The sequence below is a fragment of the Photobacterium sp. TY1-4 genome, assembly GCF_025398175.1.
Lineage (GTDB): Bacteria > Pseudomonadota > Gammaproteobacteria > Enterobacterales > Vibrionaceae > Photobacterium.
In genome coordinates this window covers 1193743-1217612 of record NZ_CP099734.1, presented here as the reverse complement: position 1 = coordinate 1217612, position 23870 = coordinate 1193743, and the positions used below count along the sequence as shown (strand labels likewise).

General features: G+C 56.4%; 20 protein-coding genes. 8 read left to right on the top strand and 12 right to left on the bottom strand.

Going from position 1 to position 23870, the window contains the following annotated elements; genetic code table 11:
• Positions 1-21 precede the first annotated feature (21 nt).
• The 3 genes from NH461_RS05840 to NH461_RS05830 all read left to right on the top strand — a co-directional run bounded on the left by NH461_RS05840 (position 22) and on the right by NH461_RS05830 (position 2173).
• Positions 22-879, top strand: a complete 858-nt coding sequence (locus NH461_RS05840) for a peptidoglycan binding protein CsiV (protein WP_261602313.1) — start codon at positions 22-24, stop codon at positions 877-879.
• Positions 880-995: 116 nt separating this feature from the next.
• Entirely contained in the window at positions 996-1604 is a 609-nt protein-coding gene (locus NH461_RS05835; RefSeq protein ID WP_261602312.1) for a GNAT family N-acetyltransferase, read from the top strand.
• Positions 1605-1699: 95 nt separating this feature from the next.
• The gene (locus tag NH461_RS05830; RefSeq protein WP_261602311.1) at positions 1700-2173 is read left to right on the top strand and encodes an FKBP-type peptidyl-prolyl cis-trans isomerase; all 474 of its coding nucleotides are present in this window, start codon (positions 1700-1702) and stop codon (positions 2171-2173) included.
• 79 nt (positions 2174-2252) lie between these two features.
• On the opposite strand, the gene NH461_RS05825 is transcribed toward NH461_RS05830, so the two are convergent.
• From NH461_RS05825 to hinT, 8 genes are all read right to left on the bottom strand, one after another.
• Positions 2253-3542: an NAD(P)/FAD-dependent oxidoreductase gene (locus tag NH461_RS05825; RefSeq protein WP_261602310.1), complete on the bottom strand. Its 1290-nt coding sequence runs from the start codon at positions 3540-3542 to the stop codon at positions 2253-2255.
• A 253-nt stretch (positions 3543-3795) separates the two neighbouring features.
• Positions 3796-4341: an alpha/beta hydrolase YcfP gene (gene ycfP, locus NH461_RS05820; protein WP_261602309.1), complete on the bottom strand. Its 546-nt coding sequence runs from the start codon at positions 4339-4341 to the stop codon at positions 3796-3798.
• A gap of 98 nt (positions 4342-4439) precedes the next feature.
• On the bottom strand, positions 4440-5285 hold the full coding sequence (locus NH461_RS05815; protein ID WP_261602308.1) for a DUF6279 family lipoprotein: 846 nt from the start codon (positions 5283-5285) through the stop codon (positions 4440-4442).
• Positions 5286-5347: 62 nt separating this feature from the next.
• Entirely contained in the window at positions 5348-6274 is a 927-nt protein-coding gene (locus tag NH461_RS05810; RefSeq protein ID WP_261602307.1) for a phosphotransferase, read from the bottom strand.
• Between the two features lie 39 nt (positions 6275-6313).
• Positions 6314-6907, bottom strand: a complete 594-nt coding sequence (gene lpoB, locus NH461_RS05805) for a penicillin-binding protein activator LpoB (RefSeq protein ID WP_261602306.1) — start codon at positions 6905-6907, stop codon at positions 6314-6316.
• 57 nt (positions 6908-6964) lie between these two features.
• Positions 6965-7351, bottom strand: coding sequence for a YcfL family protein (locus NH461_RS05800; protein ID WP_261602305.1), 387 nt, complete (start codon positions 7349-7351; stop codon positions 6965-6967).
• Positions 7352-7353: 2 nt separating this feature from the next.
• The gene (locus tag NH461_RS05795; RefSeq protein ID WP_261602304.1) at positions 7354-8751 is read right to left on the bottom strand and encodes a COG3014 family protein; all 1398 of its coding nucleotides are present in this window, start codon (positions 8749-8751) and stop codon (positions 7354-7356) included.
• Positions 8752-8907: 156 nt separating this feature from the next.
• Positions 8908-9258 carry a purine nucleoside phosphoramidase gene (gene hinT / locus NH461_RS05790; protein ID WP_261602303.1) on the bottom strand — a complete coding sequence of 117 codons (351 nt, stop codon included), beginning with the start codon at positions 9256-9258 and terminating at the stop codon, positions 8908-8910.
• A gap of 366 nt (positions 9259-9624) precedes the next feature.
• Between hinT and NH461_RS05785 the strand changes: the two genes are divergently transcribed.
• Both NH461_RS05785 and pyrC read left to right on the top strand, forming a co-directional pair.
• Positions 9625-11628, top strand: coding sequence for a methyl-accepting chemotaxis protein (locus tag NH461_RS05785; RefSeq protein WP_261602302.1), 2004 nt, complete (start codon positions 9625-9627; stop codon positions 11626-11628).
• Positions 11629-11848: 220 nt separating this feature from the next.
• Positions 11849-12880 (top strand): dihydroorotase, encoded by a 1032-nt coding sequence (pyrC, locus tag NH461_RS05780; protein WP_261602301.1) that lies wholly within the window; start codon positions 11849-11851, stop codon positions 12878-12880.
• Between the two features lie 105 nt (positions 12881-12985).
• On the opposite strand, the gene NH461_RS05775 is transcribed toward pyrC, so the two are convergent.
• The 4 genes from NH461_RS05775 to NH461_RS05760 all read right to left on the bottom strand — a co-directional run bounded on the left by NH461_RS05775 (position 12986) and on the right by NH461_RS05760 (position 20019).
• Entirely contained in the window at positions 12986-16066 is a 3081-nt protein-coding gene (locus NH461_RS05775; protein WP_261602300.1) for an efflux RND transporter permease subunit, read from the bottom strand.
• A gap of 1 nt (position 16067) precedes the next feature.
• Positions 16068-17108: an efflux RND transporter periplasmic adaptor subunit gene (locus tag NH461_RS05770; protein WP_261602843.1), complete on the bottom strand. Its 1041-nt coding sequence runs from the start codon at positions 17106-17108 to the stop codon at positions 16068-16070.
• Positions 17109-17220: 112 nt separating this feature from the next.
• Positions 17221-18246, bottom strand: a complete 1026-nt coding sequence (locus tag NH461_RS05765; protein WP_261602299.1) for an efflux RND transporter periplasmic adaptor subunit — start codon at positions 18244-18246, stop codon at positions 17221-17223.
• Between the two features lie 264 nt (positions 18247-18510).
• Positions 18511-20019 carry a fumarate hydratase gene (locus NH461_RS05760; protein ID WP_261602298.1) on the bottom strand — a complete coding sequence of 503 codons (1509 nt, stop codon included), beginning with the start codon at positions 20017-20019 and terminating at the stop codon, positions 18511-18513.
• Between the two features lie 278 nt (positions 20020-20297).
• Here NH461_RS05760 and pabB point away from each other — a divergent pair, with 278 nt between their 5' ends.
• The 3 genes from pabB to NH461_RS05745 all read left to right on the top strand — a co-directional run bounded on the left by pabB (position 20298) and on the right by NH461_RS05745 (position 23866).
• Positions 20298-21695, top strand: coding sequence for an aminodeoxychorismate synthase component I (gene pabB / locus NH461_RS05755; protein WP_261602297.1), 1398 nt, complete (start codon positions 20298-20300; stop codon positions 21693-21695).
• A gap of 126 nt (positions 21696-21821) precedes the next feature.
• Entirely contained in the window at positions 21822-22421 is a 600-nt protein-coding gene (locus NH461_RS05750) for a CoA pyrophosphatase (RefSeq protein WP_261602296.1), read from the top strand.
• A gap of 191 nt (positions 22422-22612) precedes the next feature.
• Positions 22613-23866 (top strand): aromatic amino acid transport family protein, encoded by a 1254-nt coding sequence (locus NH461_RS05745; RefSeq protein ID WP_261602295.1) that lies wholly within the window; start codon positions 22613-22615, stop codon positions 23864-23866.
• Positions 23867-23870 lie beyond the last annotated feature (4 nt).

Here is a 23870-nt window from a genome sequence, read left to right as displayed (position 1 = left end):
ACTATTGTACGGGGTATAATCTTGAAAAAAATGATTTATTTGCTGCTGCTCGCCATCAGTTGGCCGAGCCTGGCAGCACGACAATTTGACATTGAAGTGATTCTGTTCAAGCGCAATATTGAGCCGACCCAGACCGGTGAAGCGTGGCCGGATCAGCCACCGCCGCTCAATCTCAAGGGTACGATTTCCTTTGCCGACAGCGAGCAACTGACGGCCAGAGGGATCAGCGTGATGCCGGCCAATCAGTATCAACTGACAACACAATATGACAAACTGAAAAGCCATGCCGGTTTCCAGCCGCTGGCTCACTTTGGCTGGCGCCAGGGTGATCTGAGCAAGGCCGCAGCACCGAAATTCTATTTCACCGCCGGACGGGACTTCTCCGATCAATACCTGCCGGATGGTACGTCCAAAGCCGAGCTGAAACGACGTCAGGTCACCGAGCCGCAAACGCTGCCGTCTGTCAAAACCGATGCAGCCGAAACCAATACCGCCCTGCCGGTGACAGCAGATCCGGCAGCCGACAGTGCGGATGCGCCGTTCGCTGCCGAGCCGCACACCCCGCTGTATGAGCTGGAAGGTCAGATCCGGGTCTATGTTCAGCATTACCTGTTTACGGAAGCCAACCTGGATCTGCGCGAGCCAAGCCGCCGCGAGATTATTGTCGGCGCCGAGCCGATGGATCTGGAGACCGAATTGCTCAATGACGAGAGCAATGTTCAGGTCGGCCATTTACAAAAAGTTGAGAAGAAAGTCGAAGTGGAAGAGTTCCTGAAAAGCTACCGTTTCGAGCAGCAACGCAAAATGCGCAGCGGCGAAACCCACTACTTTGACCACCCGCTGATGGGGATGGTGGTTCAGATCCGCCGGGTCGAATAATCCTGCCGAATGCGGTGACGTCCCGAAGGCTGCCGAACCGGCAGCCTTTTTCTTTGCCCGTCGTCCAGCCCCCGACACAACGGCCTATCACATTGCTGTCGCTGCGATTTCTGCCTATGCTTGAAGTCCAACGCAACCGCCCGGACCTGATATCACTGTCGATGAAACTGGACTTCGAACTTGCCACGGCCCGCCTGCGCTGCCGCCCGTATAAATCCGCCGATCTGTGCGCGCTGGTCGATGCCGTACAAAGTTCGGTCACGGCGCTCAGCCCCTGGATTGGCTGGTGCCACGGCACCTATGATCAGCAAGACGCCCATGCCTGGATTCAAGCCAGCCGTCAAAACTGGCGGCAGGATCTCTGCTACGAGCTGGCGCTGTTTGAGCGCCGCAACGATCAGCTGATTGGCAGCGTCTCACTCAATCACCTCTCCCCAACACTCAATACGGCCGAGCTGGGCTACTGGATCCGCGCGTCAGCCCAGCAACAAGGGTATGCCACCGAAGCCTGCCAGGCCGTGATTCGGTTTGCCTTCAACACGCTCGGACTCACCCGGCTGGAAATTGTCACCCATGCCGACAACCTGGCCAGCCAGCATACCGCGCTGGCCTGCCAGGCCAAATTTGAGTGTACGGCCAGGAACCGGATATACCAGCACAGTACCCCATGTGACGGTATCGTGTTTTCCCTCATCCCGGAGGATATTCACCCCAAGCGGCCATAATCGACCCGGTAACAATTTCAAACGGTTCGCAATTGGAATGAATTCAAGGGGTAAGGTACTATGGGGGTCATTCAGTCAACGAACAGGGATTTCCCGTGCTAAAAATACTGATCACCATCGCCATTGTGGCGCTCGTTATTTTCATGATTCAGCGCTCGCACGGCAACAAGCAAGCCGCAGCAGAACATATTGAGGCCGGCAAAGCGTTCCTGGCGCAGAACCTACAACAAGACGGCGTCCAGGCCACCGCCTCCGGCCTGCAATATCAGGTGCTGCAGGAAGGGACCGGCACCGTTCACCCCAAAGCCTCAGATAAAGTGACCGTTCACTATCACGGCACGCTGATTGACGGCACGGTCTTTGACAGCTCGGTCGAGCGCGGCAAGACCATTCAGTTTGGGTTGGGACAAGTGATTAAAGGCTGGACCGAAGGATTGCAGCTGATGGTCGAAGGCGAAAAGACCCGCTTCTTCATTCCGGCTGAGTTGGCCTATGGCAACCGCGGTGTCGGAAAGATCCCGCCGGGCTCGGTGCTGATCTTTGATGTTGAGCTGTTCAAAATCAATTAAGGCCTGCTCCACTCGCCGACAAAAAACGCCGCTTTGAAAGCGGCGTTTTTGATTTCCGGATAGACAACCCTGTGTTCGCTTAGTGCAACTTGAGGTTCGGGCGCAGCACCCGGTTGATCCGGCCCACCAGCATCATCAGGCCGGTTTTGAACAGGCCATGCAGCGCGATCTGGTGCATGCGATACAAGGAGATATATACCACCCGGGCAATCCGTCCTTCCACCATCATCGACCCTTTGGTCAGGTTGCCCATCAGGCTTCCGACCGTCGAGAAACGGCTCAGCGAGACCAGTGAGCCGTGATCGCTATACACAAACGGCTTTTGCTGACGATCGGTCAGCTTGGCCACGATATTTGAGAAGCAGCGGCTGGCCATCTGGTGGGCGGCTTGTGCGCGCGGCGGAACCAGGCTGCCGTCTTCCTGCGTACAGCAGGCCAAATCACCAATCACATAGATATCATCGTCGCGGGTCGTTTGCAGCGTCGGTTTTACCACCAGCTGGTTAATGCGATTGGTTTCCAGCCCGGCAATGTCCTTCATGAAATCCGGCGCCTTGATCCCGGCGGCCCACACCATAATTTGGGCCGGAATATGCTCGCCGTCTTTGGTGGTCAGCCCGGTTTGATCGGCTTTGGTCACCATGGTCGCAGTGCGAACGTTCACGCCCAGCTTAGTCAGCTCGCTATGAGCCGCTGATGAAATCCGCGGCGGCAGCGCCGGTAGAATACGCTCGCCGGCTTCCACCAGATTCACGTTCAAACGGGAGCTGTCGAGATCACCGAACCCGTAGTTTCGCAACTCTTTCACCGCATTATGCAGCTCGGCAGACAGCTCCACCCCGGTCGCCCCGGCACCGACAATCGCGATATCGACGGTTTTCTGCTCTTTATTGGCATGCAGCTTGAGGAACTGGTTGTTCATTTCGGTCCGGAAACGGTGCGCCTGCTCCGGACTGTCGAGGAAAATACAATGCTCCCGTACGCCCGGGGTCCGGAAATCGTTCGATGTCGAGCCGATCGCCAGCACCAGGATGTCGTACTCCAGTTCACGTTCCGGCAACAATAACTCGTTATGCTCATCGTAAAGCGCGGCTAGTTGAATGGTTTTCCGCTCACGATCAATCGATTGCAGCGCCCCCATCTGGAAATCAAAGGCATGGTTCTTGGCATGGGCACGGTAGCTGAGCGCGTCGACCCCGGCATCCATAGAGCCGGTCGCCACTTCGTGCAGCAGGGGTTTCCACAAGTGGCTGGCTTTTCGATCGACCAGGGTGATCTGTGCGCGGCGCTTGCGCCCCAGCGTTCGGCCCAGCTTGGTGGCCAGCTCCAGGCCGCCGGCACCGCCGCCCACTACGATAATTCGAGTCACAATAACTTCCTCTTATTTTGTATAAATTTTGATCTACCATGCTGCCCGCCGCGGCCGAAAAGCCGGGGTGGCTGATGGAGAAATACCAAACTGAGCAGTGCTCTGATCATCGCGCCTATCAAAGTTCACTGTTCAATTTGGTATTGGTGCAGACGGACTGACACCGTCTGTTGGCCGTGTTGACGTTTCGAAGATCAACTGTGTTCGGGAAACATCAACAGGCCCAGGGGTAGGAGATCGCCATTTTGCTTCGTTATTGTGGTGCTGACTTAAACGTTTTTATTGTTTGTAAGTGTTGGGAAATCTTTTTAAATTTATGGGATTGGGTTTCATCCCAGATAATATCGTAATATGCGCCCAGCACCTGTTCTGTCGAGCGATTATCTAATACTTCATCATTGGTTGAAAGTATACAGAGGCAGTTCCCGGCATTTTTTTCCCGAAAATCTGTAACACATTTTGTCGCAATGTCGGCATATTCTTCCGGTCGGTCAATTTTCCCCTCCATGGTCTGCGCCGGATTCAGATTCGGGTTAAAAATTACCTGTTTCACGCCACACAAGAAACCGATCCGTTCTGACCAGTATCCCCCCAACCCGACACCGCAAATCAACGGTTCAGGATCACCGGATTCTTCTTTCAGCTTGTGAACTTCACGCAACAGATGCTGCATATCGTGTTTGGGATGCAGGGTACTGTAATTGACAAAACGCACATCCGGATCAATAAATTGCAGCTGTAGCACCTTTTCATGGTTGCCCGGACTGGTCGCATCAAAACCGTGCAAATAGATAATCATACCGCCCTCTCTGTGTTCCTCTTCTACACGCCCATCAATCTACCACGTTTTGTCCGGTGAAAAAGTAGGGATTATTAACAATTTCCATCAATTTACCCCTATTCATTGATCAAGATTGCTACATCTTTACGGATACTTGTTAACTTCTCATTCAGATGACGCTGCTGTTGCTCAGTCATCGTGTGGTGCAAACGGCTAAGCAACTCGAAGCGGCGATTGAGATAAAAGTCCAACTCGGCTTGTTTCGGCGGATAATGAAAAGCCACCAGATCCGCCAGCACCGTACGCATCCTGCCCGCCAGATCCGGTTGCTGGCGTGTGGCCAGTAACTGGGACCAATCGTGGATAAAGTCCTGCCAGACAAGGATAAACACCGGCTCCATTTCGACCTGATAACCCGCCAGTTCATCCAAGAGGTGACGCTGTTCCGGCGACAAGCGGCCGATCCAGTCTTCGGCCCGATCGGCCAGCCGAATGGCCCGTTCTCGCTGTTTATCCGCTGCACTCAGGGATTGACGCTCGGTCAGGATTTCATTGAATTTGGCTTCGAGCTGACGGCTCATCTCGCCGGCCTGCTGCGGTGAGAAAGTTTTCGCCGCCGCAGCCAAAGGACCGGCCAGCAGGGCCGCGGAGTCCTGCCCCAGGCCGGTAAAGACGTCATGATAATGGCGCACCTCGGCATAACGCATCGGCCGGGCCAGAGAAGTTTGCAATGCCATCAGCTGGCGATGAATTTTCGGCAATTCCTGGCGACGATGCACCGCCAGCGCTTCGTTGAGCGCCGTACTGAACACCTGCTTCTGACTGCTGGTCAGGGTGACATAGTCCGACAGATAGTAGGGAATCCAAAAATTGAGTGTATTGTAGCCAAGCCGTATCACGCAGCCACAGATCAGGACGATTGCAACCACGAGCACACCATAGCGGGCCAGTTTCCGGGACATTGCTCCTCCACAGTCAAAGGCTGTCATCAACACTATACGACTGAAAACCGTGCCGCGTTCAATCAGTTTTGGGGATCTGACTGTTTTTTCGCACTCAGCTGCACCAGTAGTTGCTCAGCGGTTGTGCGGTATGACGGGGTTTGCCACAGGTTGGCACCGGCATAAAACCACAGCAGCGCCAGAAAATCGCACCAGGGCTGCCAGGCCGAAACCGCTTGCTGCCAACGGGCGACATCCCGCTCGCCTCGGGCATGGCAGTAATCCTGGATCGCCCGGGTCCGTTGCGGATCATCGACGATCCCGTTGGCATTGAGCGTCAGCGCCAGATCCAGTGACGGATCCCCGGCACCGGCATACTCCCAGTCAATCACTCGCTCGCTGCCATCGGGCTGAATAATGATGTTATACCGGCCCAGGTCGTGATGGCAGCAGGTATCGGCAAACCAGGCCCGCGGAGCCGCCGCCTGAAACCGGTGATACAGTTGTTGCAGTGACGGGGATTTATCCTGCGGGTGGATATATTGCCAGTAATGCTCGGCTTTGGCCCGGACATCCAGCCGCCAGTCCGGTGCCGGCTGGCGATGAATCCGGCCAAGCAGGGACATCAGGGCGGTGTCAGAAAACTGGGGATCCGCCTCCCGGCCGGGCACCCAGGCGACCAACAATCCAGCTGGTTTTGCGGCGGGGGTCAATGCGGTCTCCGACGGCACCTCCTGATCCCCCGTTTCCCGGCCCAGCAGTCCCAGGCTGGCCGGTGCCAGTCCGGTCGGTGCCAGCCGCGTCAGCATGTGATGCTCATGCACGCGGGATAACCCGAACACCCGGCTCGAATCACTGTCCGGCCGCCAGACGGCTTCGACTTGCATCCGGGTCTGGCGATAGCGCAGCGTCAATTGCCAGCAGCGGTTACTCAAGCCACCACTCAACGGCCGGGCTGACAACAGCGTGTAGCCCGGCAACGCATCCAGCACTTCAGGGTCAAACGTCATGGTTTCCTCTGCGCGCATCACCCTGCTCACAACCGGGCCTTACCAGCCCAGCAGGCGCTTGGCTTCCTGCTTGCGGATTTCCGTTTCATCCGCCCATTCAATCAGGCCGGTTTCCAGATCCATCAGGCGCATGGTCATTTTATAGTACACGTCTTTGTCACTGCCGGCTTGCTTCACAATGCTGGCCAGGTTGCCGTACAGCATGTACTCGGCACCAACCATCTTACCGAACTGAATCGCGGTACTCTGATTCACCAACTCATCGTTATTCTGGAAGTTCAGTTGTTTGCGCACATCTTCGACCCGCGCCATATCGACAAAGCGGAACTTGCCGGAGTTGAGCAGGCGGGTGCTGACCGAGTCGGTGATCGATTCGGTATCAATGTGCTCGCTGGTCTTGTTCTTGATGCTGTCGACCATAATAATTGGCCGCTTGCCATTCCCGGTGATATAAGCCACCGAGCCGGAACCCAGCATGCTGTCAGTCATCTCTTCGGCAATTTTCTGCAAATCCGTTGAGCCGAACTCGATGGTGGTGGTTTCTGCTTCCTGCGCATCGCCGTAACTGACTTTCTGCGCACAACCGCCCATCAGTGCCGCCACCCCCAATAATGCAATCACGCTTTTTTTCATGCTCTGTTTACCTTTTTCTCTGCTCTGTCATGCATGCCAGGCGTCCGCCCGGCAACATCAATAGTCCGCTTCGCGGATATAAATACGATACTGTTTCGCTTCCGGCTTCCGGGCGATCCCCTGCAGGGTCACTGTATCCCGGCCGTGCAGGACAAACTGCCGCCACGGGCTGTCACTGCCACTCACTTCCAACCCCTGGGCATCGTACCAGTAGAACCGGTACTGCAGGTTAAGGTCAGAATGAGCCTTACTCGTGACCGGCACCGCCGCCTTCATCAGCCCGTTGGCATTACCGATCAGGGCTTTTTCAATCTCAACCTGCCGCGCCAGCGATACATTGCCAATCACAACATTTTGATTACTGCTTTCAATACTGATCCCTGAAGTTGCCGACGTACAGCCGACCAGCGCCAGGGCGAACAACAACACAGACACATATTTCATGGTTAACTCTCTCCAAGCAATACCGACCACCACCGGGTTTGCGATCCCTGCCGGGAAACCCAAACCAGAGTGGTTCGGCCGGGAACGACTTTCACATCGAGCGACTCCCCGTTCCGACGCAACGGATAAGTGCCCGCGGGCATCTCAGCCTGATACAAATCCACCACCGCCGGCAATGATTGCCAACTGCGGGTATCCGGCTGCTCGGTCAGCGTATTAAAAATATTCGCCAGCAGGTTACCGACATCATTGCCGTTACTGGCCGCCGCTTTTCTGAATTCATTTTTTGCCACCACCCGCAACGCCTGCCGGGCCACCAGCACCGGCAAATACTCATTCAAGCTCTGGTGGGCCATCTGGTTCACATCTGCCAGTTTACTACCGATCACGGACTGCTGGTTGAGCAACAAGGGGCCTAACGCCGGACCACTTGTTTTGGGATAATACGGCAACGCCAGGTTATAAATCACACTATTGCCGTGTCTGTCGGCCAGCCATAACGGCAAGCGCCAACCTTCCCGGGCCTGAACGACCCCTTGCTCATCTAAAATCACCACCCGGCCAGCGTTTGCGCCCGGCGGCGTGTAACGGCCGTATCTGGCTTCAAGCTGCGCTAAATCCGCACGCATTTGCAATCGGCTTGCCACCCGCAGCACGGTATTGGCAACATACATATTCCCCGGCGCCACGGCCAAGGCTCTTTTATAATCGATATAAGCACTATTCAGATCGCCGTCGGCTTCATACAGCAACCCGGACAGGAAAAACAAATACCCGTTCTGCACGGCAGCCAACTGCTCACCGGCATCGGGATAACGTGCCAGCACGGCGCCCAGATTATTGTTCACCCCTTCTCGGCTGACAGCCTGCGCCGCTTGATTGAGGCTCGCCTCGCGCTCCTTGCGCGCCACCTCCTGGACCTGATTGGCCCGCCGTACTTCAACCAGTGCACCGGACAAATCCCGCTGCTGAAGATAGTTCAGCGCCAGATACAAGTGCAAAAAGCCCAGCTCATAATCGGCCGGTTGATAGGTGATCAGGTTATCGTTGGTCAGCAACGAACCGGCCTGGTTCAGCCCCTCAGAGACTTGGATCTGCGCGGCACGCTGCTGCGCCTTCACCGCTTCATCCGCCAGGTTCAACGCGGCAAAACTGTTCGGGTACTGTCCGGCAAGATACGCAATCCGGCCCCGCTCCATCCCATCCAGGATCTCACCGGCCGGCACATCCGGCAGGCTCTCAAGGGCACTTTGGTACTGCCCCTGCACCAAGGCTGCACGGGCCTCGGTATTGGCCGCACTATAATGGCTGAATAAATTCTGGGGCGATAAGTTCGCACAGGCCGTCAGGGCCAGGGCGAATCCCACAGTTATCGCGTGTTGTATGGTTTTTTTAATCATCAGCGCTCTGAAAAAATCTGAGTCGCCGGCAGTTCAAAACCGGGACGTCATTCACGCTCCCGAGATGAATCACCCGCGACTCAGACTGCTCGCATGGGCTTCACGATGCCGACTCAAACAAGACACGGCAAAGCACCCGACAAGGTCACGAAAAAATTAGCCGACCAGCATCGGTCCCAGCGGTCGGCCACCCAGCAAGTGCATATGAATATGGTACACTTCCTGGCCGCCGTGTGGATTACAATTCATGATCAACCGGTAACCGTCTTCCGACACCCCTTCCTGCTCCGCCAGCTGGCGGGCGACTGTAAACAGGCGTCCCAGCATTCTCTCATCATCGGCTTCAACATCATTCACCGTCGGGATCAGCTTGTTCGGAATGATCAGGATATGGCTCGGCGCGCGCGGGTTAATATCCCGAAACGCCGTCACCAGATCATCCTGGTATAAAATATCTGCCGGAATTTCCTTACGAATAATTTTGCTGAAGATGGTTTCTTCTGCCATTTCATGCTCCATTTACATGTCAGTATGTCGACAGGGAGTATGCTTGAGTCCATGCCATAGAGCAATATTGAACACCGTTTTAAACAGAAATTCCAGTCCGTCTCGCAGCAACAGGGTTATTTTTTGATGCAGCCGTCAAAGTATGTAGTCACTCAGTTCGATTAGGATCTAAGGTCCGTCACACTTCCCCGAGACGAGATGTCTATGTGACTTGTGGGTCGATTTTGTCCAATTTTGCGAACTTTTTTTGCTGGTTGAAATTTCGACATCACAGTTTATACGAAGGTCAATAACATAATTACAGCTTCGTATTACTGTATTTGATGTGGCGTTGCTGTCGCCCATGTTTGCAATGTTAGGGATATTATGAAGACAAGAAATCAAACCTCTGTCATACGACGTATGTACTCCGGGTTTGCTGTCATGGTCGTGCTGTTTGCCGCGACGATTGCTTTGATGCTTGACGGCACCAACCGGATCCACCACCAGCTTGCCACCGTGACTACCGAGGCACTGCCGCTGGTTTCCACCGCCAACCAAACCAGCGTCCGCCTGCTGGCTGCCGATAAAATATTTAAAGATTTTCTCACCAGCCAAAATCCGCAGCGGATGGCCGCAACCGAAACAAACTTTACCCAAGCGCACCAGGCTTTCAATGCCGCCCTGGCGCAGTTGGTTGAAGCGGCCCGAGACAACATCGCCTTGAGCAGCCAGGTCGACGCCCTGATCGCCCTGGAAGAGCGCTACTTCTCCGAGGCCCACACGGCCATGGCGAACTATCGCAGCCAGCTCGATGCCGAGGCGGCCCGGTTACAATCGGCCCGCCGCTTTCAGCAGCTCCACGATGAGCTGAGTGGGAAAATGAAGGAGTTTGTCGCCGATCAGAACAGTATTTCGGTCAAGATGATCGCCAAAAACTACTTCATTAAACTGCGTCAGACCGAGGCCATCACCTCCGACGCACTGGCAACCGATGACATCACGGTGATTGAAAAAGCGGTCAAAGACAATAAACGCTACGTGACTCACCTCGGCAATGCCTACCGTTCGCTCTCTGCCATGCTGCCGGCGCTGAAAGACAAGTTTGACGAGCCGATTAACCAGTACACCCTGGATATCGGCAAGCCGGGTGGTGTGCTGGATGTCCACTATCGCTACATCGAGGCACGCAACCGCCTGTACGAGAATATTGCCACGCTGGCGGCGGAAATTGATCGGGCAACCCTACTGCTCGACAGCTTCCGCACCGAAGCGAACAATGAGATGAACCGTGCCATCGCCCAGGCGGATGAAACCTTTGAGCAGGGACTTCGCAATGCCATCGGCATCGGCGTCGGCGTCACTTTGTTTGCCCTCTTTATCGGCTGGTATCTGGCCCAGAGTGTGCGCCGCCCCCTGGAATCGACCCTGCGCACGCTGGAGGCACTGACCAACGGTGACATGACCCAACGCAGCGACCCAACCCGGTTTGTCGAATTCAACCGGCTGAGCCGCCACATCAATGCCTTGGCCGACAACTTGCAGGAGATTTTAGGCAAACTCAGCCAAGCCTCGGCTGATCTGGCCGTCGTCGCCGAGCAAAACCAGGGCACCACCACCGAAGCCCGCCACCGACTTGATGAACAACGCCAGCAGACCGCTTCCGTCTCAGCAGCCATGACCGAGATGGAACATTCGGTCACGGATGTGTCGCAAAGCGCCCAGCGCACCATGGAGCGGGTGCATAACGTCGAACATGCCGCCAATACTGGGCGCGAAGTGATGAGCCGCAATATCAATACCGCTCATCAGCTTTCCGAGCGGCTGGACGAGTCGGTGTCCGCCGTCACCAAGCTGCAGGAAATGAGCAGCGACATCGGCTCCATCCTCGATGTGATCCGCAATATCGCCGACCAGACCAACCTGCTGGCCCTCAATGCCGCCATTGAAGCCGCCCGCGCCGGGGATCAGGGCCGTGGCTTTGCGGTCGTCGCCGATGAGGTCCGGGTCCTGGCCAAGCGAACCACCGACTCAACGGCCGAGATCGAAACCATGATCCAAAGCCTGCAATCCCGCTCCGGCCAGGCCGTCTCCGTGATGCAAAGCTGTGTCAGTGAAATGGGGAACAGTATCGGCCAGGCGTCAGAGGCCAACAGTGCGATGGAAGAGATCCAGGCCACTATTCTGGAGATCAGTCGGATGAGTACCCAAATCGCCGAGGCCGCGGAAGAGCAGCGCACCACCACCACCGCCATTGCCCGCAATCTGGAAGAGATCAGCCATATCGCTGATGTCAACTACGATGCCATGGAAGAGGTCGCAACGGCGAGCAGCAAGCTCGATGCTCTGGCTCACCAGCAACAACAGCTGGTCACCCGCTTCAAGCTCTAGCCGATCCCCCGGCACTCATGCCCCGGATGCCCTGCGCCGGGGCGGTTGTTACCCTGCTTCGGTTTGCGCAGATCGCTTCCGGTAACAAACTGCGACGCACATCACCGCTGCAAACGATTACGTCATCACAACGCGTCGGGGGCACACCCGGCAAGAATCGCCTTTACATACCCCGATGTTGCCTTTAGAATCGGGCAAATTTTTTGCGAGGGAAGCAATAATGACGACCATGACAATTACCCGTCCAGACGATTGGCACACGCATTTACGAGATGGCGAGGTGTTGCAAGATACCGTTCGTGACATCAGCCGGTATATGGGACGCGCCATTATTATGCCGAATCTGATCCCGCCGGTGACCGATACCGAAGCCGCCCTGGCCTACCGAACTCGCATTCTTGCCGAAAAGCCCCAAGGCAATTTCTCCCCGCTGATGACCCTGTACCTCACTGATAACACCTCTCCCGACGAAGTCCGCAAAGCCAAAGCCACCGGCCATATCTACGCCGCCAAACTCTACCCGGCCGGCGCAACCACCAACTCCGATTCCGGCGTCACCGACATCGACAAACTGCTCCCAACGCTGGAAGCCATGGCTGAGATTGGCATGCCCTTGCTGATCCACGGCGAAGTGACGACCCATGAGGTCGATATCTTTGATCGCGAAAAGACTTTCCTCGACAGCGTGCTGGCACCGATTGTCGACAAGATGCCGAACCTGAAGATTGTGGTCGAGCACATCACCACCAAAGAAGCAGTTGAATTCGTCCGTCAGGCCGGTCCGAACGTCGCGGCGACGATTACCGCTCACCACCTGATGTTCAACCGCAACCACATGCTGGCCGGTGGCATCCGCCCACATTTCTACTGCCTGCCGATCCTCAAGCGCAACATTCACCAGCAGGCCCTGATCGAAGCGGCCACCAGCGGCAGCCCGAAATTCTTCCTCGGGACCGATTCCGCTCCGCACGCCCGCGGTCGTAAAGAATCAGCCTGCGGCTGCGCCGGCTCTTACACCGCCCACGCGGCGATTGAACTGTACGCTGAAGTCTTTGAGCAAGCCGGGGCGCTGGCGCACCTGGAAGCCTTCGCCAGCTTTAACGGCCCGGATTTCTACGGCCTGCCACGCAATACCGACACCATTACCCTGCGTAAAGAAAGCTGGGCGGTGCCGGAAACCATGGCCTTCGGCAAGGATGTCGTGGTACCAATCCGCGCCGGTGAAAGCATCCAATGGACCGTCGCTGACTAACCCTGCTTTATCGGCCTGCGAGATCTCCCGCAGGCCGCTCGCCTGTCATTCCCCAACACGTGCCGAACCCCAGTTTCGAAACTTGCTGCGCCGCCCACCTGCCCTTCAGGCCACCGAGGCGGATGTCCGTGGCAGCGCCACCCGATGGAACAGGCGGTAGAGCACCGGCACCACAATCAGGGTCAGCACCGTGGCAAACCCCAAGCCAAACATAATGGTCACCGCCATCGGCTTGAAGAACACATCCGGCAGCAGCGGGAGCATCCCGAGAATGGTGGTAATAGCGGCCATACAGACCGGACGGACCCGGCTCACCGACGCCTCCACGATGGCCGCATATTTTTCCTTGCCGCTGCTGATCTCGATTTCAATCTGATCCAGCAGCACAATGCCGTTTTTCACCAGCATGCCCGATAAGCTGAGAAAGCCGAGCAGCGCCATAAACCCGAACGGGGTGTTGAGCAACAGCAGCCCGGTGGTCACCCCAATCACCGCCAGCGGCACCGTGGCCCAGACAATCAGCGCTTCCTTGACTTTATTGAACAGAAAGATGGTGATCAGGAACATGAACAGATAACCCATCGGCATGGTCTGGAACAGCGATGCCTGGGCATCGGCTGAGGATTCATATTCCCCGCCCCACTCCAGCGCGTAACCCGGCGGAAAGTCCAGCGCTTCTATTGCAGGCTGTATCCGAGCCTGAACCGTCGCTGCGGTTTCCTCGCCCAGCGGATCCGGGTCTGCCATGATGGTTAGCATCCGCTTGCGGTTCTTGCGGGCGATCAGCGGATCTTCCCAGCGCACATTGACGCCGCCAATCACCTGCTGCAACGGCACATAGCCGCCGACCGCCGGACTCCAGATCTTCATCCCTTCGATCGACGTCACATCGACCCGTTCTTCGTCCGGCAACCGGGCAACAATCGGCATCAGGTTGGTCCCTTCCCGATAGATCCCGACCGCCAGGCCGGAAAACGCCATTTGCAGCAGATCATCGACATCCTGTTTGGTGATCCCGTAGCGCCGCGCCTGGCTTTCGTTAAACACCGGCTCCAGCACCTTGGTCCGCTCCCGCCAGTCATGGCGGATGTAGAATGCCCCCGGATCGGCCTGCATGATGGCATCTACCTGCTTGGCCAGCCCACGCAGCACGGTCGGATCCGGCCCCACCAGCCGAGCTTCGATTTTAGCCCCGGAGGACGGTCCCAGCATGATTTGCTTGAGCTTGTACTCCAGCTCCGGATAGCGGGCATCCAGCCGCTGGCTGAACTGCCGCATCACCGGGACCACGTCTTCAAAAGTTTTCACCCGGATGATCAGCTCCCCGTACGCGGCGTAACTTTTCTCCGGCGAATAGGTCAGCATGAACCGCTGCGACCCCTTCCCGGCACTGGCACTGACATAGGTCACCGCCTCGCTCTCGCGGAGTTCCGTTTCCAGCTCAGCCAGCTTGGCATCGGTCGCCCGGATGTCCGTCCCTTCCGGCAACCAGATATCGACCATAAACATCGGGGTGGTCGACGCGGGGAAAAAGGACTGTTTGAGTAACCCAAAGCCATACAGGCTCACCCCCAGCATGGCCACCAGCACAATCACCGTCAGCCAGGCCCGGCGCATACACCATTCGAGAAACGTCCGGTACACCACAAACAATTTACCTTGATAGGGATCCGTCTCTTCACCGCTGCTCTCGCTTTTCTGCCGGCGGAAGAACAGATCGCCAAAAAACGGCGTCAGGGAAATAGCCGTGAACCAGCTCAACATCAACGAGACCAGCAGCACGGTGAACAAGGTTCGACAGTACTCACCGGTGGAGTCCTGTGACAGTCCAATCGGCGCAAACGCCATCACCGCAATCACCGTCGCCCCCAGCAGCGGCCATTTGGTCTGGGTCACGATATCCGAGGCGGCTTCCATCCGGGTGCGCCCTTTTTGCATACCGATCAAAATCCCTTCGACCACCACAATGGCATTATCCACCAGCATCCCGAGCGCAATGACCAGCGCCCCCAGCGAGATCCGCTGCAGGTCAATCGCCATCCACTTCATAAACACAAAGGTGCCCAGCACCGTCAGCAGCAGGATCAGGCCAATGAGCAAGCCGGAGCGCAACCCCATGAAAAACAGCAAGACGATAATGACGATCGCCACCGCCTGGCCAAGGCTGATCACAAAGCCGCTGACCGACTTGTCGACTTCGGTCGGCTGGCTATAAACGGCACCGATATTGATCCCGATCGGTTGCTGCTCCTTGAGCTCGGCAAGGCGAATTTGCACCCGCTGCCCCACTTCCACCACGTTGACCCCGGACGTAAATGCGACCCCGACATGCAAGGCCTGCTTGCCGTTATAGCTCACCAGGTTGGACGGGATTTCCTTGAATCCCCGCCGGATATCCGCCACATCCCGCAAGTAGATCAGGCCCTCGGCGCCGGATTCGGTAATGATCAGATCCCCCAGCTCATCCACATTCAGGAACTCCCCCGTCGGGTGTACCCGAATATACTCGTCGCCAATGCGGACAGCCCCGGCACTGGTCACCAGATTCTGGGTTTGCAGGGTGTTATAAATAGTCTGTGGGGAGATCCCCAGGCTGCTCAGTCGCTGCATGGAGATTTCGATAAACACCTGCTCCTGCTGGGTTCCGGTGACGGACACTTTGGCCACCCCGTCAACCAGCTCCAGCTCCCGGCGCAGGTAATCAACATAGTCGCTCAGCTCTTTATAACTGTAGCCATCCCCGGTGATCGCCAGCAGCACCCCGAACACATCCCCGAAATCATCGATCACCTGGGGTTCATGAACGCCGGGAGACAGACTGGGTTTCAAATCGTTGACCTTGCGGCGCAGCTCGTCCCAGATTTGCGGCAAGTCATCCGGGCCGTAGTTATTCTTCATGGTCACGGTGATTTGGGACAACCCGCGGCTGGAAATCGAATTGATTTCATCTACATAGGCCAGCTGCTGGATTTCCTTCTCAATGGGGTAGGTCACTTCCTCTTCAACCTGAAGCGGAGTCGCCCCCGGATACGCGGTCACCACCATAGCATCTTTGATGGTAAACGCCGGGTCTTCCAGCCGCCCGAGTCCGAAAAAAGACAAGGTCCCGCCAATGAGGAAGATCAGCGTCATCATCCAGCTGATCACTTTGTTTTGGATAAAATAGGCGGCAATGTCTTGTTTCATCTTATTCTGCCTCGCTATCGACAATACTCACCTGCTGTCCGTCCTGCAGACGATTCCCCCCGGCGACCACAATCTGTTCGCCCGCTTCCACCCCAGCGCGTAATCGCGCCCCTTGCGGGATCACCTTGTCAAACACCACCCGGCGCTTCGCCACCCGGTTCTCATCCCCGACCACCCAGACAAACTTGTTCTCGGAGCTGAGCGGATCGCCATCCTGGTTAAAGACCGCTTCAATCGGGATCACCACCTCATTGTGCTGGTAGATTTTGAGCTTCTGGGCATCCGCACGTACTTCCACCGGCATCCCGTCCAGAATGAACTGCTGCGGCGGCATCGGCATGGTCAAGGTGACCAGAAACGAACCCAGCTCCGGGTCCGGCTCGGTGGTGAACTCCTTGAGCCGGGCTTGATACGCGGCGCCGTCACTTAAAATCACCTGGGCCCCCGGTTTGGATTGCTGTACTTCCACCGCGGTGCTTTGCGAGTAGATCATATCCGGCGCCTGGATAATGATGTCGACCCAATCCATCCGGTGGATATTCATGATCCCCTGCCCGGCCTGCACATTCTCGAACTGCTCGACCGGGATCCGGGAGATCACGCCGTCGAACGGCGCCCGGAGCTCGGTAAAGGTCAGGCGGAGTTTGTTGAGATTCAGCTGCGCCAGGGCAATCCGGCGCTGGGCCTTGAGCTCATCAAACTGGGATTGCGACAGAAAACCACGCTTAACCAGTTTGGCCGAACGCCGGTATTGGCTGTCGGCAACATCATACTTGGCCTGGGCATCATCCACGGCCAGCCGGTAATCGGTCGTATCAAGCTGAGCCAGCAGCTGGCCCGCCTTTACTTTTTCACCAGGATTGATATGGATCCGCGTCACTTCCCCGGGAATGCGAAACGACAGGCGGGATTTATCCGCCGCCGCCGCCACCGCCGGAAAACTCAGTTGGGGCGAACTCTGGGCCAGTTGTACCGATTGCACCTTCACCGGCGCTACCACCACCCGTGCTTCCACGCCCTGTTGCCCGCATCCGTTCAACATCCCCAGTGCCAGCGCCCCCAGTCCCAGCAGCAATACCTGCCACGCCCCTGACCGACGGCTGTCCCCTTGTACCCCAGTCCTTCGCCCAAATAATCGATGCCAGCGCGCCATACTACAGCCCCCGCTCTTTCACCCAGGCCCGGACCACCTGGCCTTCCAGTAACTGTTCAACCCCGGAGGTGACGATCAAATCGCCATCATTCAGGCCGCTGATCACCCGCCGTTGTGCATCCAGTGTAACCTGGACCTTGCTGACCACCCCGTCGGCATCGACGCGCCAGACATAACTACTTTTCCCCTCATGCATGATAGCTCGCGACGGCAGGGCCCCGCTACTGCCACTGGGCAGAGAAATCTGCACCTGGCCGGACATCCCCGGCAGCAGGTTATGCCCCACCGGTTTTTCCATCGACAGGGTGACCTTATAACTGGAGGTTTTCGAATCGGCTTCAGTGTCAATTTCCTTGAACCGGGCCGGAAAAGTTTGGTCCGGCAGCGTATCGAAGGTGACCTTCGGGTTGGCGTCCAAATCACTCTGATAGCGCGCCAGCAGGTGATCCGGCAACTGGAAGGTAACATTGATGAGCCCGGCACTCTGAATATGCATCACCGGCTCTTTGGCGGCCACGTATTCATAGTTCTCCACCATCGACAACGATAAGCTGCCGTCATACGGTGCCAGCAAGGTGGCATAGCCTAAATTCGCCCGGGCTTGCTCCAAGGCAGCCGTGGCCTGGCTGAGCGCGGCTTTGGATTCATCGTACGCCAGTTCGGAAATCACCCGGGTACGACGCAGCTGTTGATCACGCTTGAACTGGACGGACGCCAGTTCGTGATTGGCCCGGGCCTGTTCGAGCAGTTGCTCCAGCTCATCGGTTTTCAGCTTGGCCAGCGCCTGGCCCCGCCGGACCACGGCCCCCGGCCTCACTGCGACAGTCTCCAGCTGGCCGGACACGCGAAACGTCAGGACCGCTTTGTCCCCGGCTTCAATCCGGGCCGGAAAGGTCCGGTAGGTGTCAGTGTCACCGACCGAAACCGCCTGAAGTTTGACCGGCCGGGAAGCGGGCTCCGGAATGGTGACCGACTCCTGGCAACCAAACAGCCAGACGCTGCCAAGTGCAGCAACGAACCATTTCATAACGCTCCTCTATCAGGGCATGCCAGAGACGGATGAAGCTATCGAGATTAATAGTTTAGTCGATAACCAGCCGGGCTCTGGCGGCAACTGACGAAAAGCGAAGGAAAAAGTGTGGGATCGCCCAAGGATGAGACAAGGCGTTCAACCGCGAGAATCCGGTGCCAAGCCATACAACGGGCAACAAAATGAGCCATAAAACGAGGTCTAAACGAGCCATAAAAAAGGAGCGCCGCAGCGCTCCTGTCCTGAAAGTTCGCCTGAGAATTAGGCGTCCATTTCGGCAATTTTGACTTTCCAGGTATCCGGACCGGTCTGGTGCGCATTGGTACCTTCGGCGTCCACCGCAACCGTCACCGGCATATCTTCAACCTCGAACTCGTAGATCGCTTCCATGCCCAGATCTTCAAAGGCTACCACGCGTGCCTTCTTGATCGCTTTGGCCACCAGGTAAGCCGCACCGCCGACTGCCATCAGGTACACCGCTTTGTGCTCCTTGATAGACTCAATCGCCGCCGGGCCGCGCTCTGCTTTCCCAATCATCCCGGTCAGACCGGCCTGGCTCAGCATCATGTCGGTGAACTTGTCCATCCGGGTTGACGTTGTCGGGCCAGCCGGACCCACCACTTCGTCACCCACGGCATCCACCGGGCCGACGTAGTAGATAAAGCGGTTGTTGAAGTCGACCGGGAAGTCTTCACCCTTGGCCAGCATATCGGCAATACGCTTGTGCGCCGCATCCCGGCCGGTCAGGATCTTGCCGGACAGCAGAAGGGTCTCACCGGATTTCCATTCCTGAACGTCAGCTTTGGTCACATTGTCAAGGTTAACGCGGCGTACGCTCTCGCCCACTTCCCAGGTCACTTCCGGCCAGTCTTCCAGTTTCGGCGGCGTCAGCTCTGCCGGACCGGTGCCGTCAAGGGTAAAGTGAACGTGACGGGTCGCGGCACAGTTCGGGATCATGCACACTGGTTTCGACGCCGCATGGGTCGGCGCCGTTTTGATTTTCACATCAACAACAGTCGTCAGGCCACCCAGGCCCTGGGCACCGATCCCCAACTTGTTCACGCGGTTGAAAATGTCCAGACGCAACGTTTCTTCGGCGTTCTGCGGGCCGCGCTCGATCAGCTCGTGAATATCAACCGACTCCATCAAGGATTCTTTTGCCAGGACCGCGGCTTTCTCCGCCGTACCGCCAATCCCGATCCCCAGCATGCCCGGTGGACACCAGCCAGCGCCCATCAGCGGGACGGTTTTTTCAACCCACTCAGCAATATCGTCCGACGGGTTCAGCATCACCATCTTGGTTTTGTTTTCCGAACCGCCGCCCTTGGCTGCAATCTGGATCTCAACTTTGTTGCCCGGCACCATATCAATGTGAACCACGGCCGGGGCATTATCACGGGTGTTTTTACGGCTACCGGCCGGATCAGCAACCACTGACGCCCGTAGCGGGTTATCCGGATTGGTGTACGCCAGACGTACCCCTTCATCCACCATTTCCTGCACGGTCAGATCGCTGTCCCACTGAACATTCATGCCGATTTTGACAAAGCAGGTCACAATCCCGGTATCCTGACAGATCGGGCGATGACCTTCCGCAGACATCCGGGAGTTGATCAGGATCTGCGCAATGGCATCTTTCGCGGCCTGGCTCTGCTCCTTGTTGTAGGCTTTTTCCAGCGCCTGTACAAAATCCAGCGGGTGGTAATAAGAGATGTATTGCAGCGCATCAGCCACGCTGTCGATCACATCTTGCTTACAGATGACGGTCATAATTGCCCTCGTTGATTGTTATCATCGTGCGGCGCCCGGTCGATGCTTCCAGTGTGCGACGTCGTTGCGCTCCGGATCGCTGCGTGTAGGGAATGCATGCAATCTCGGCAACCACGCGGCCAGGTGATAGGCGGTTCCCCTTGACTCACTGTTGCCAGTCGGCAGCAAGAAACTAGCCAGGGAAAACGTTTGGGCGTCGTATTAAAATCTGCGTTTATGATACTCTTGCCAACAATTTCGCGCCATGCGCCAACCGAACACCTGTCACAAAAAAGAAAATGATTTGTAAATCGCACCCTGAACTCAGCATTGAAACCCTCGCGTACACCGAGCAAGCCTCGCTTGCCTGGTTTACGCCGTTCTCCGGCCAACCATGGGCTATGATATTACGCTCTGCCGCACAGGATCATCCGGATAATCGCTATGACATTCTGGTTGCTGATCCTTTAGCCACGCTGGAGACCCGGGGCGACATCACACGCATCCGCTATGCCAACGGTGATGAAAAAACCAGCACTGCTGATCCGTTTACCCTGATCGAGCAAATCCAGGCAGAACTGTTACCAACCTGCAAACCTGTGAAAGATATTCCTTTTCTGGGCGGCGTGCTGGGGTATTTTGCCTACGACCTCGGGCGCCGGGTGGAGCAGATGCCGTCACTGGCGGCGCAGGATATCGCCGCACCGGAAATGGCGGTCGGGATCTATGACTGGGCGCTGATTGCCGATCACCACACCCGTGCGCTGTATCTGGTATCGCCGGCAGGCAGCGACCGCAAAGCCTGGCTCGAAGCCCAACTCACAACCCACGCGCACGAACCGAAACAGGCTGACAACTTTTCGCTAACAACGCCATGGACCGCCAATATGAGCAAGGCCGAGTACGACGGTAAGTTTGCTCAGGTGCAGGAATACCTGCGATCAGGCGATTGCTACCAGATCAACCTGGCCCAGCGCTTTCAGGCCGGTTTTCAGGGGGATGCCTGGCAGGCTTACCTGCGTCTGGAGCAGACCAACGGCGCGCCGTTTTCCGGGTTTATCCGCACCGACGACCATGCCATTGTTTCAGTGTCCCCGGAACGCTTTCTGCGACACCACCAAGGCATGGTGGAAACCAAACCGATCAAGGGCACCCGGCCCCGGGGGGAGACGCCTGAGCAGGATCAGGCACAGGCCCATGCGCTGCAAACGGCCGAGAAAGATCGGTCCGAGAACCTGATGATTGTCGATCTGCTGCGCAACGACATTGGCCGGGTCGCCAGCCCCGGCTCGGTCAAGGTGCCGAAGCTGTTTGAGATTGAGAGCTTCCCGGCAGTTCACCACCTGGTCAGCACCGTGACCGGTACCCTGGACACCCGCTACTCACCGCTGGATTTGCTGCGCGCCTGTTTCCCCGGCGGCTCGATCACCGGCGCACCGAAAATCCGGGCGATGGCAATTATTGAGGAGCTGGAGCCGCACCGACGCAGCGTGTACTGCGGCAGCATCGGCTATCTCAGCCGCTGCGGCCAGATGGATACCAGCATCACCATCAGAACGCTGATTTCTCAGGAAAATACGCTGTATGCCTGGGCCGGGGGCGGCCTGGTGGCAGACAGTCAGGCCGACAGCGAATATCAAGAAACACTGGACAAGTTGAGTAAAATTCTGCCAGTCTTGGAACAAGCGCCGAAATAATCAGCATTTGATCAAGGAAAGAACGCAAGAGCGTCGACCAGTACGCAAGTACTGCGGTGATCGCCCGATCACAAACTGCGATAGTCACGCATTGTCGCAGGTCGACCTTTGGATCACGGACGACACATGAACGATCAGCAACAACTGTTAACCCGCTTCCTGCTTGCCCCTCAGGCAAACTATGATCCGAGCCATACGGCCCGGATCCGTCAGCATCTTGCCCGTCGCCAGGCGTTGAAGCAGGCGGCTGTGCTGATCCCGCTGGTACCGCGCGGCAATAGTTTTCATGTCGTGTTTACCCGCCGCGCGAACCATCTCAAACACCATCCTGGCCAGGTATCGTTCCCTGGCGGGCGCCAAGAACCTCAAGATGTTGATTTAATTGAAACCGCCCTTCGGGAGACGGCGGAAGAGACTGGCATTTTATGCAGCAGAGAGCACATTCTGGGGCAACTGCCGGCCCTGCCGACCATCAGTGGCTACCTGGTCACGCCTTACCTATCGGTGATCTCTCCCAACTACCGGCCAGAGCTGGACCCGAATGAGGTGGATGCATTGTTTGAAGTGCCCATCCGCCACCTATTAAACCCAATGAATATGCATACAGAGCACGTTCGTATCAATGGCGTGAATCACAATATTTATGCAATTCCCTACGAAGAATATTCAATCTGGGGGGCGACTGCACAGATGGTCAAACTCCTCTCATCCCAGCTATGGTATTAGCTAAAGTTATCCGACAATTTAGTTTTACTTGTTTTACGTCGCGACAATGCGTGATCTAGATCACCTTTAATTGTATTGCAATTTGCATCCGTTACATAACGAGATCTTGATCAAGGTTTTCCCCCCCTAAATCCTCAAAATGCGCGCCGTTCCTATATTCCGTTCCGTAACTCAAAATTAGGTATATAACCATGAATACCACGTCAAACTCAGCAGTATCCTCTACTGCCAAAGCAAGTTGGACATACAAAGATTTCACCTGGGCCCTGTCGCTGTTTGGTACAGCGGTCGGTGCCGGTGTCCTGTTTCTGCCGATTAAAGCCGGTGCCGGCGGTTTCTGGCCTCTGGTCATCCTGGCGCTGATTGCCCTGCCAATGACTTGGTTTGCGCACAAGAGCCTGGCTCGTTTCGTTCTTTCCGCCAAAAATCCTGAAGCTGATATTACTGATACTGTTGAAGAGCACTTCGGTAAAACTGGCGCGAACATCATCACTTTCGCTTACTTTTTCGCCATTTACCCTATCGTGCTGATCTACGGTGTCGGGATCACCAACACCGTTGACTCGTTCATGGTCAACCAAATGGGGATGGAATCTGTGCCACGCTGGCTGCTGTCCGGCGGCCTGATCCTGGCCATGACCGCAGGTGTTGTATTCGGCAAAGAACTGATGCTGAAAGCAACGTCCATGATGGTTTACCCACTGGTGTTCATCCTGATCGCACTATCTATTTACCTGGTTCCTGAGTGGAACACATCCATGATGGAAGTGGCCCCGGACTGGAGCGGTATGCCATCTGTCATTTGGCTGGCGATTCCAATCATCGTGTTCTCATTCAACCACAGCCCGATCATCAGCCAGTTCTCCAAAGAACAGCGCCGTGTATACGGTGACAACGCGGTGAAGAAAACAGACATGATCACCGGCGGCGCCGCGATGATGCTGATGGGCTTCGTGATGTTCTTCGTGTTCTCTGTGGTCCTGTCTCTGTCTCCGGCTCAGCTGGCTGACGCGAAATCTCAGAACATCTCTGTCCTGTCTTACCTGGCGAACATCCATGAGTCACCAATGATCTCACTGATGGGTCCACTGGTTGCCTTTGCAGCGATCACCTCAAGCTACTTCGGTCACTTCCTGGGTGCGCACGAAGGTCTGGTCGGTCTGATGAAGTCCCGTTCAGGTATGCCGGTCAGCAAAATCGAGAAAATCTCTCTGGCGTTCATCGTGATCACCACTTGGATCGTTGCGGTTATCAACCCAAGCATCCTGGGGATGATTGAAACCATGGGCGCACCAATGATTGCCGCGATTCTGTTCCTGATGCCGGTTTTCGCCATGTACAAAGTACCCGCGATGGCTAAATACAAAACAGCAGCGCCTGCACGAATTTTCACAGCTCTGTGTGGTATTGCGGCCATTAGTTCTGTAATCTACGGTGCGCTTTAAAAAC

What these genes read in the sequence shown, in the direction of transcription:
- NH461_RS05835 (WP_261602312.1), top strand. Translation starts at nt 996, where the DNA reads ATGCTTGAAGTCCAACGCAACCGCCCGGACCTGATATCACTGTCGATG.
- ycfP (WP_261602309.1), bottom strand. Translation starts at nt 4,341, where the DNA reads ATGATTATCTATTTGCACGGTTTTGATGCGACCAGTCCGGGCAACCAT.
- NH461_RS05815 (WP_261602308.1), bottom strand. Translation starts at nt 5,285, where the DNA reads ATGTCCCGGAAACTGGCCCGCTATGGTGTGCTCGTGGTTGCAATCGTC.
- NH461_RS05810 (WP_261602307.1), bottom strand. Translation starts at nt 6,274, where the DNA reads ATGACGTTTGACCCTGAAGTGCTGGATGCGTTGCCGGGCTACACGCTG.
- lpoB (WP_261602306.1), bottom strand. Translation starts at nt 6,907, where the DNA reads ATGAAAAAAAGCGTGATTGCATTATTGGGGGTGGCGGCACTGATGGGC.
- NH461_RS05800 (WP_261602305.1), bottom strand. Translation starts at nt 7,351, where the DNA reads ATGAAATATGTGTCTGTGTTGTTGTTCGCCCTGGCGCTGGTCGGCTGT.
- NH461_RS05795 (WP_261602304.1), bottom strand. Translation starts at nt 8,751, where the DNA reads ATGATTAAAAAAACCATACAACACGCGATAACTGTGGGATTCGCCCTG.
- hinT (WP_261602303.1), bottom strand. Translation starts at nt 9,258, where the DNA reads ATGGCAGAAGAAACCATCTTCAGCAAAATTATTCGTAAGGAAATTCCG.
- NH461_RS05785 (WP_261602302.1), top strand. Translation starts at nt 9,625, where the DNA reads ATGAAGACAAGAAATCAAACCTCTGTCATACGACGTATGTACTCCGGG.
- pyrC (WP_261602301.1), top strand. Translation starts at nt 11,849, where the DNA reads ATGACGACCATGACAATTACCCGTCCAGACGATTGGCACACGCATTTA.
- NH461_RS05775 (WP_261602300.1), bottom strand. Translation starts at nt 16,066, where the DNA reads ATGAAACAAGACATTGCCGCCTATTTTATCCAAAACAAAGTGATCAGC.
- NH461_RS05770 (WP_261602843.1), bottom strand. Translation starts at nt 17,108, where the DNA reads ATGTTGAACGGATGCGGGCAACAGGGCGTGGAAGCACGGGTGGTGGTA.
- NH461_RS05765 (WP_261602299.1), bottom strand. Translation starts at nt 18,246, where the DNA reads ATGAAATGGTTCGTTGCTGCACTTGGCAGCGTCTGGCTGTTTGGTTGC.
- NH461_RS05760 (WP_261602298.1), bottom strand. Translation starts at nt 20,019, where the DNA reads ATGACCGTCATCTGTAAGCAAGATGTGATCGACAGCGTGGCTGATGCG.
- pabB (WP_261602297.1), top strand. Translation starts at nt 20,298, where the DNA reads ATGATTTGTAAATCGCACCCTGAACTCAGCATTGAAACCCTCGCGTAC.
- NH461_RS05750 (WP_261602296.1), top strand. Translation starts at nt 21,822, where the DNA reads ATGAACGATCAGCAACAACTGTTAACCCGCTTCCTGCTTGCCCCTCAG.
- NH461_RS05745 (WP_261602295.1), top strand. Translation starts at nt 22,613, where the DNA reads ATGAATACCACGTCAAACTCAGCAGTATCCTCTACTGCCAAAGCAAGT.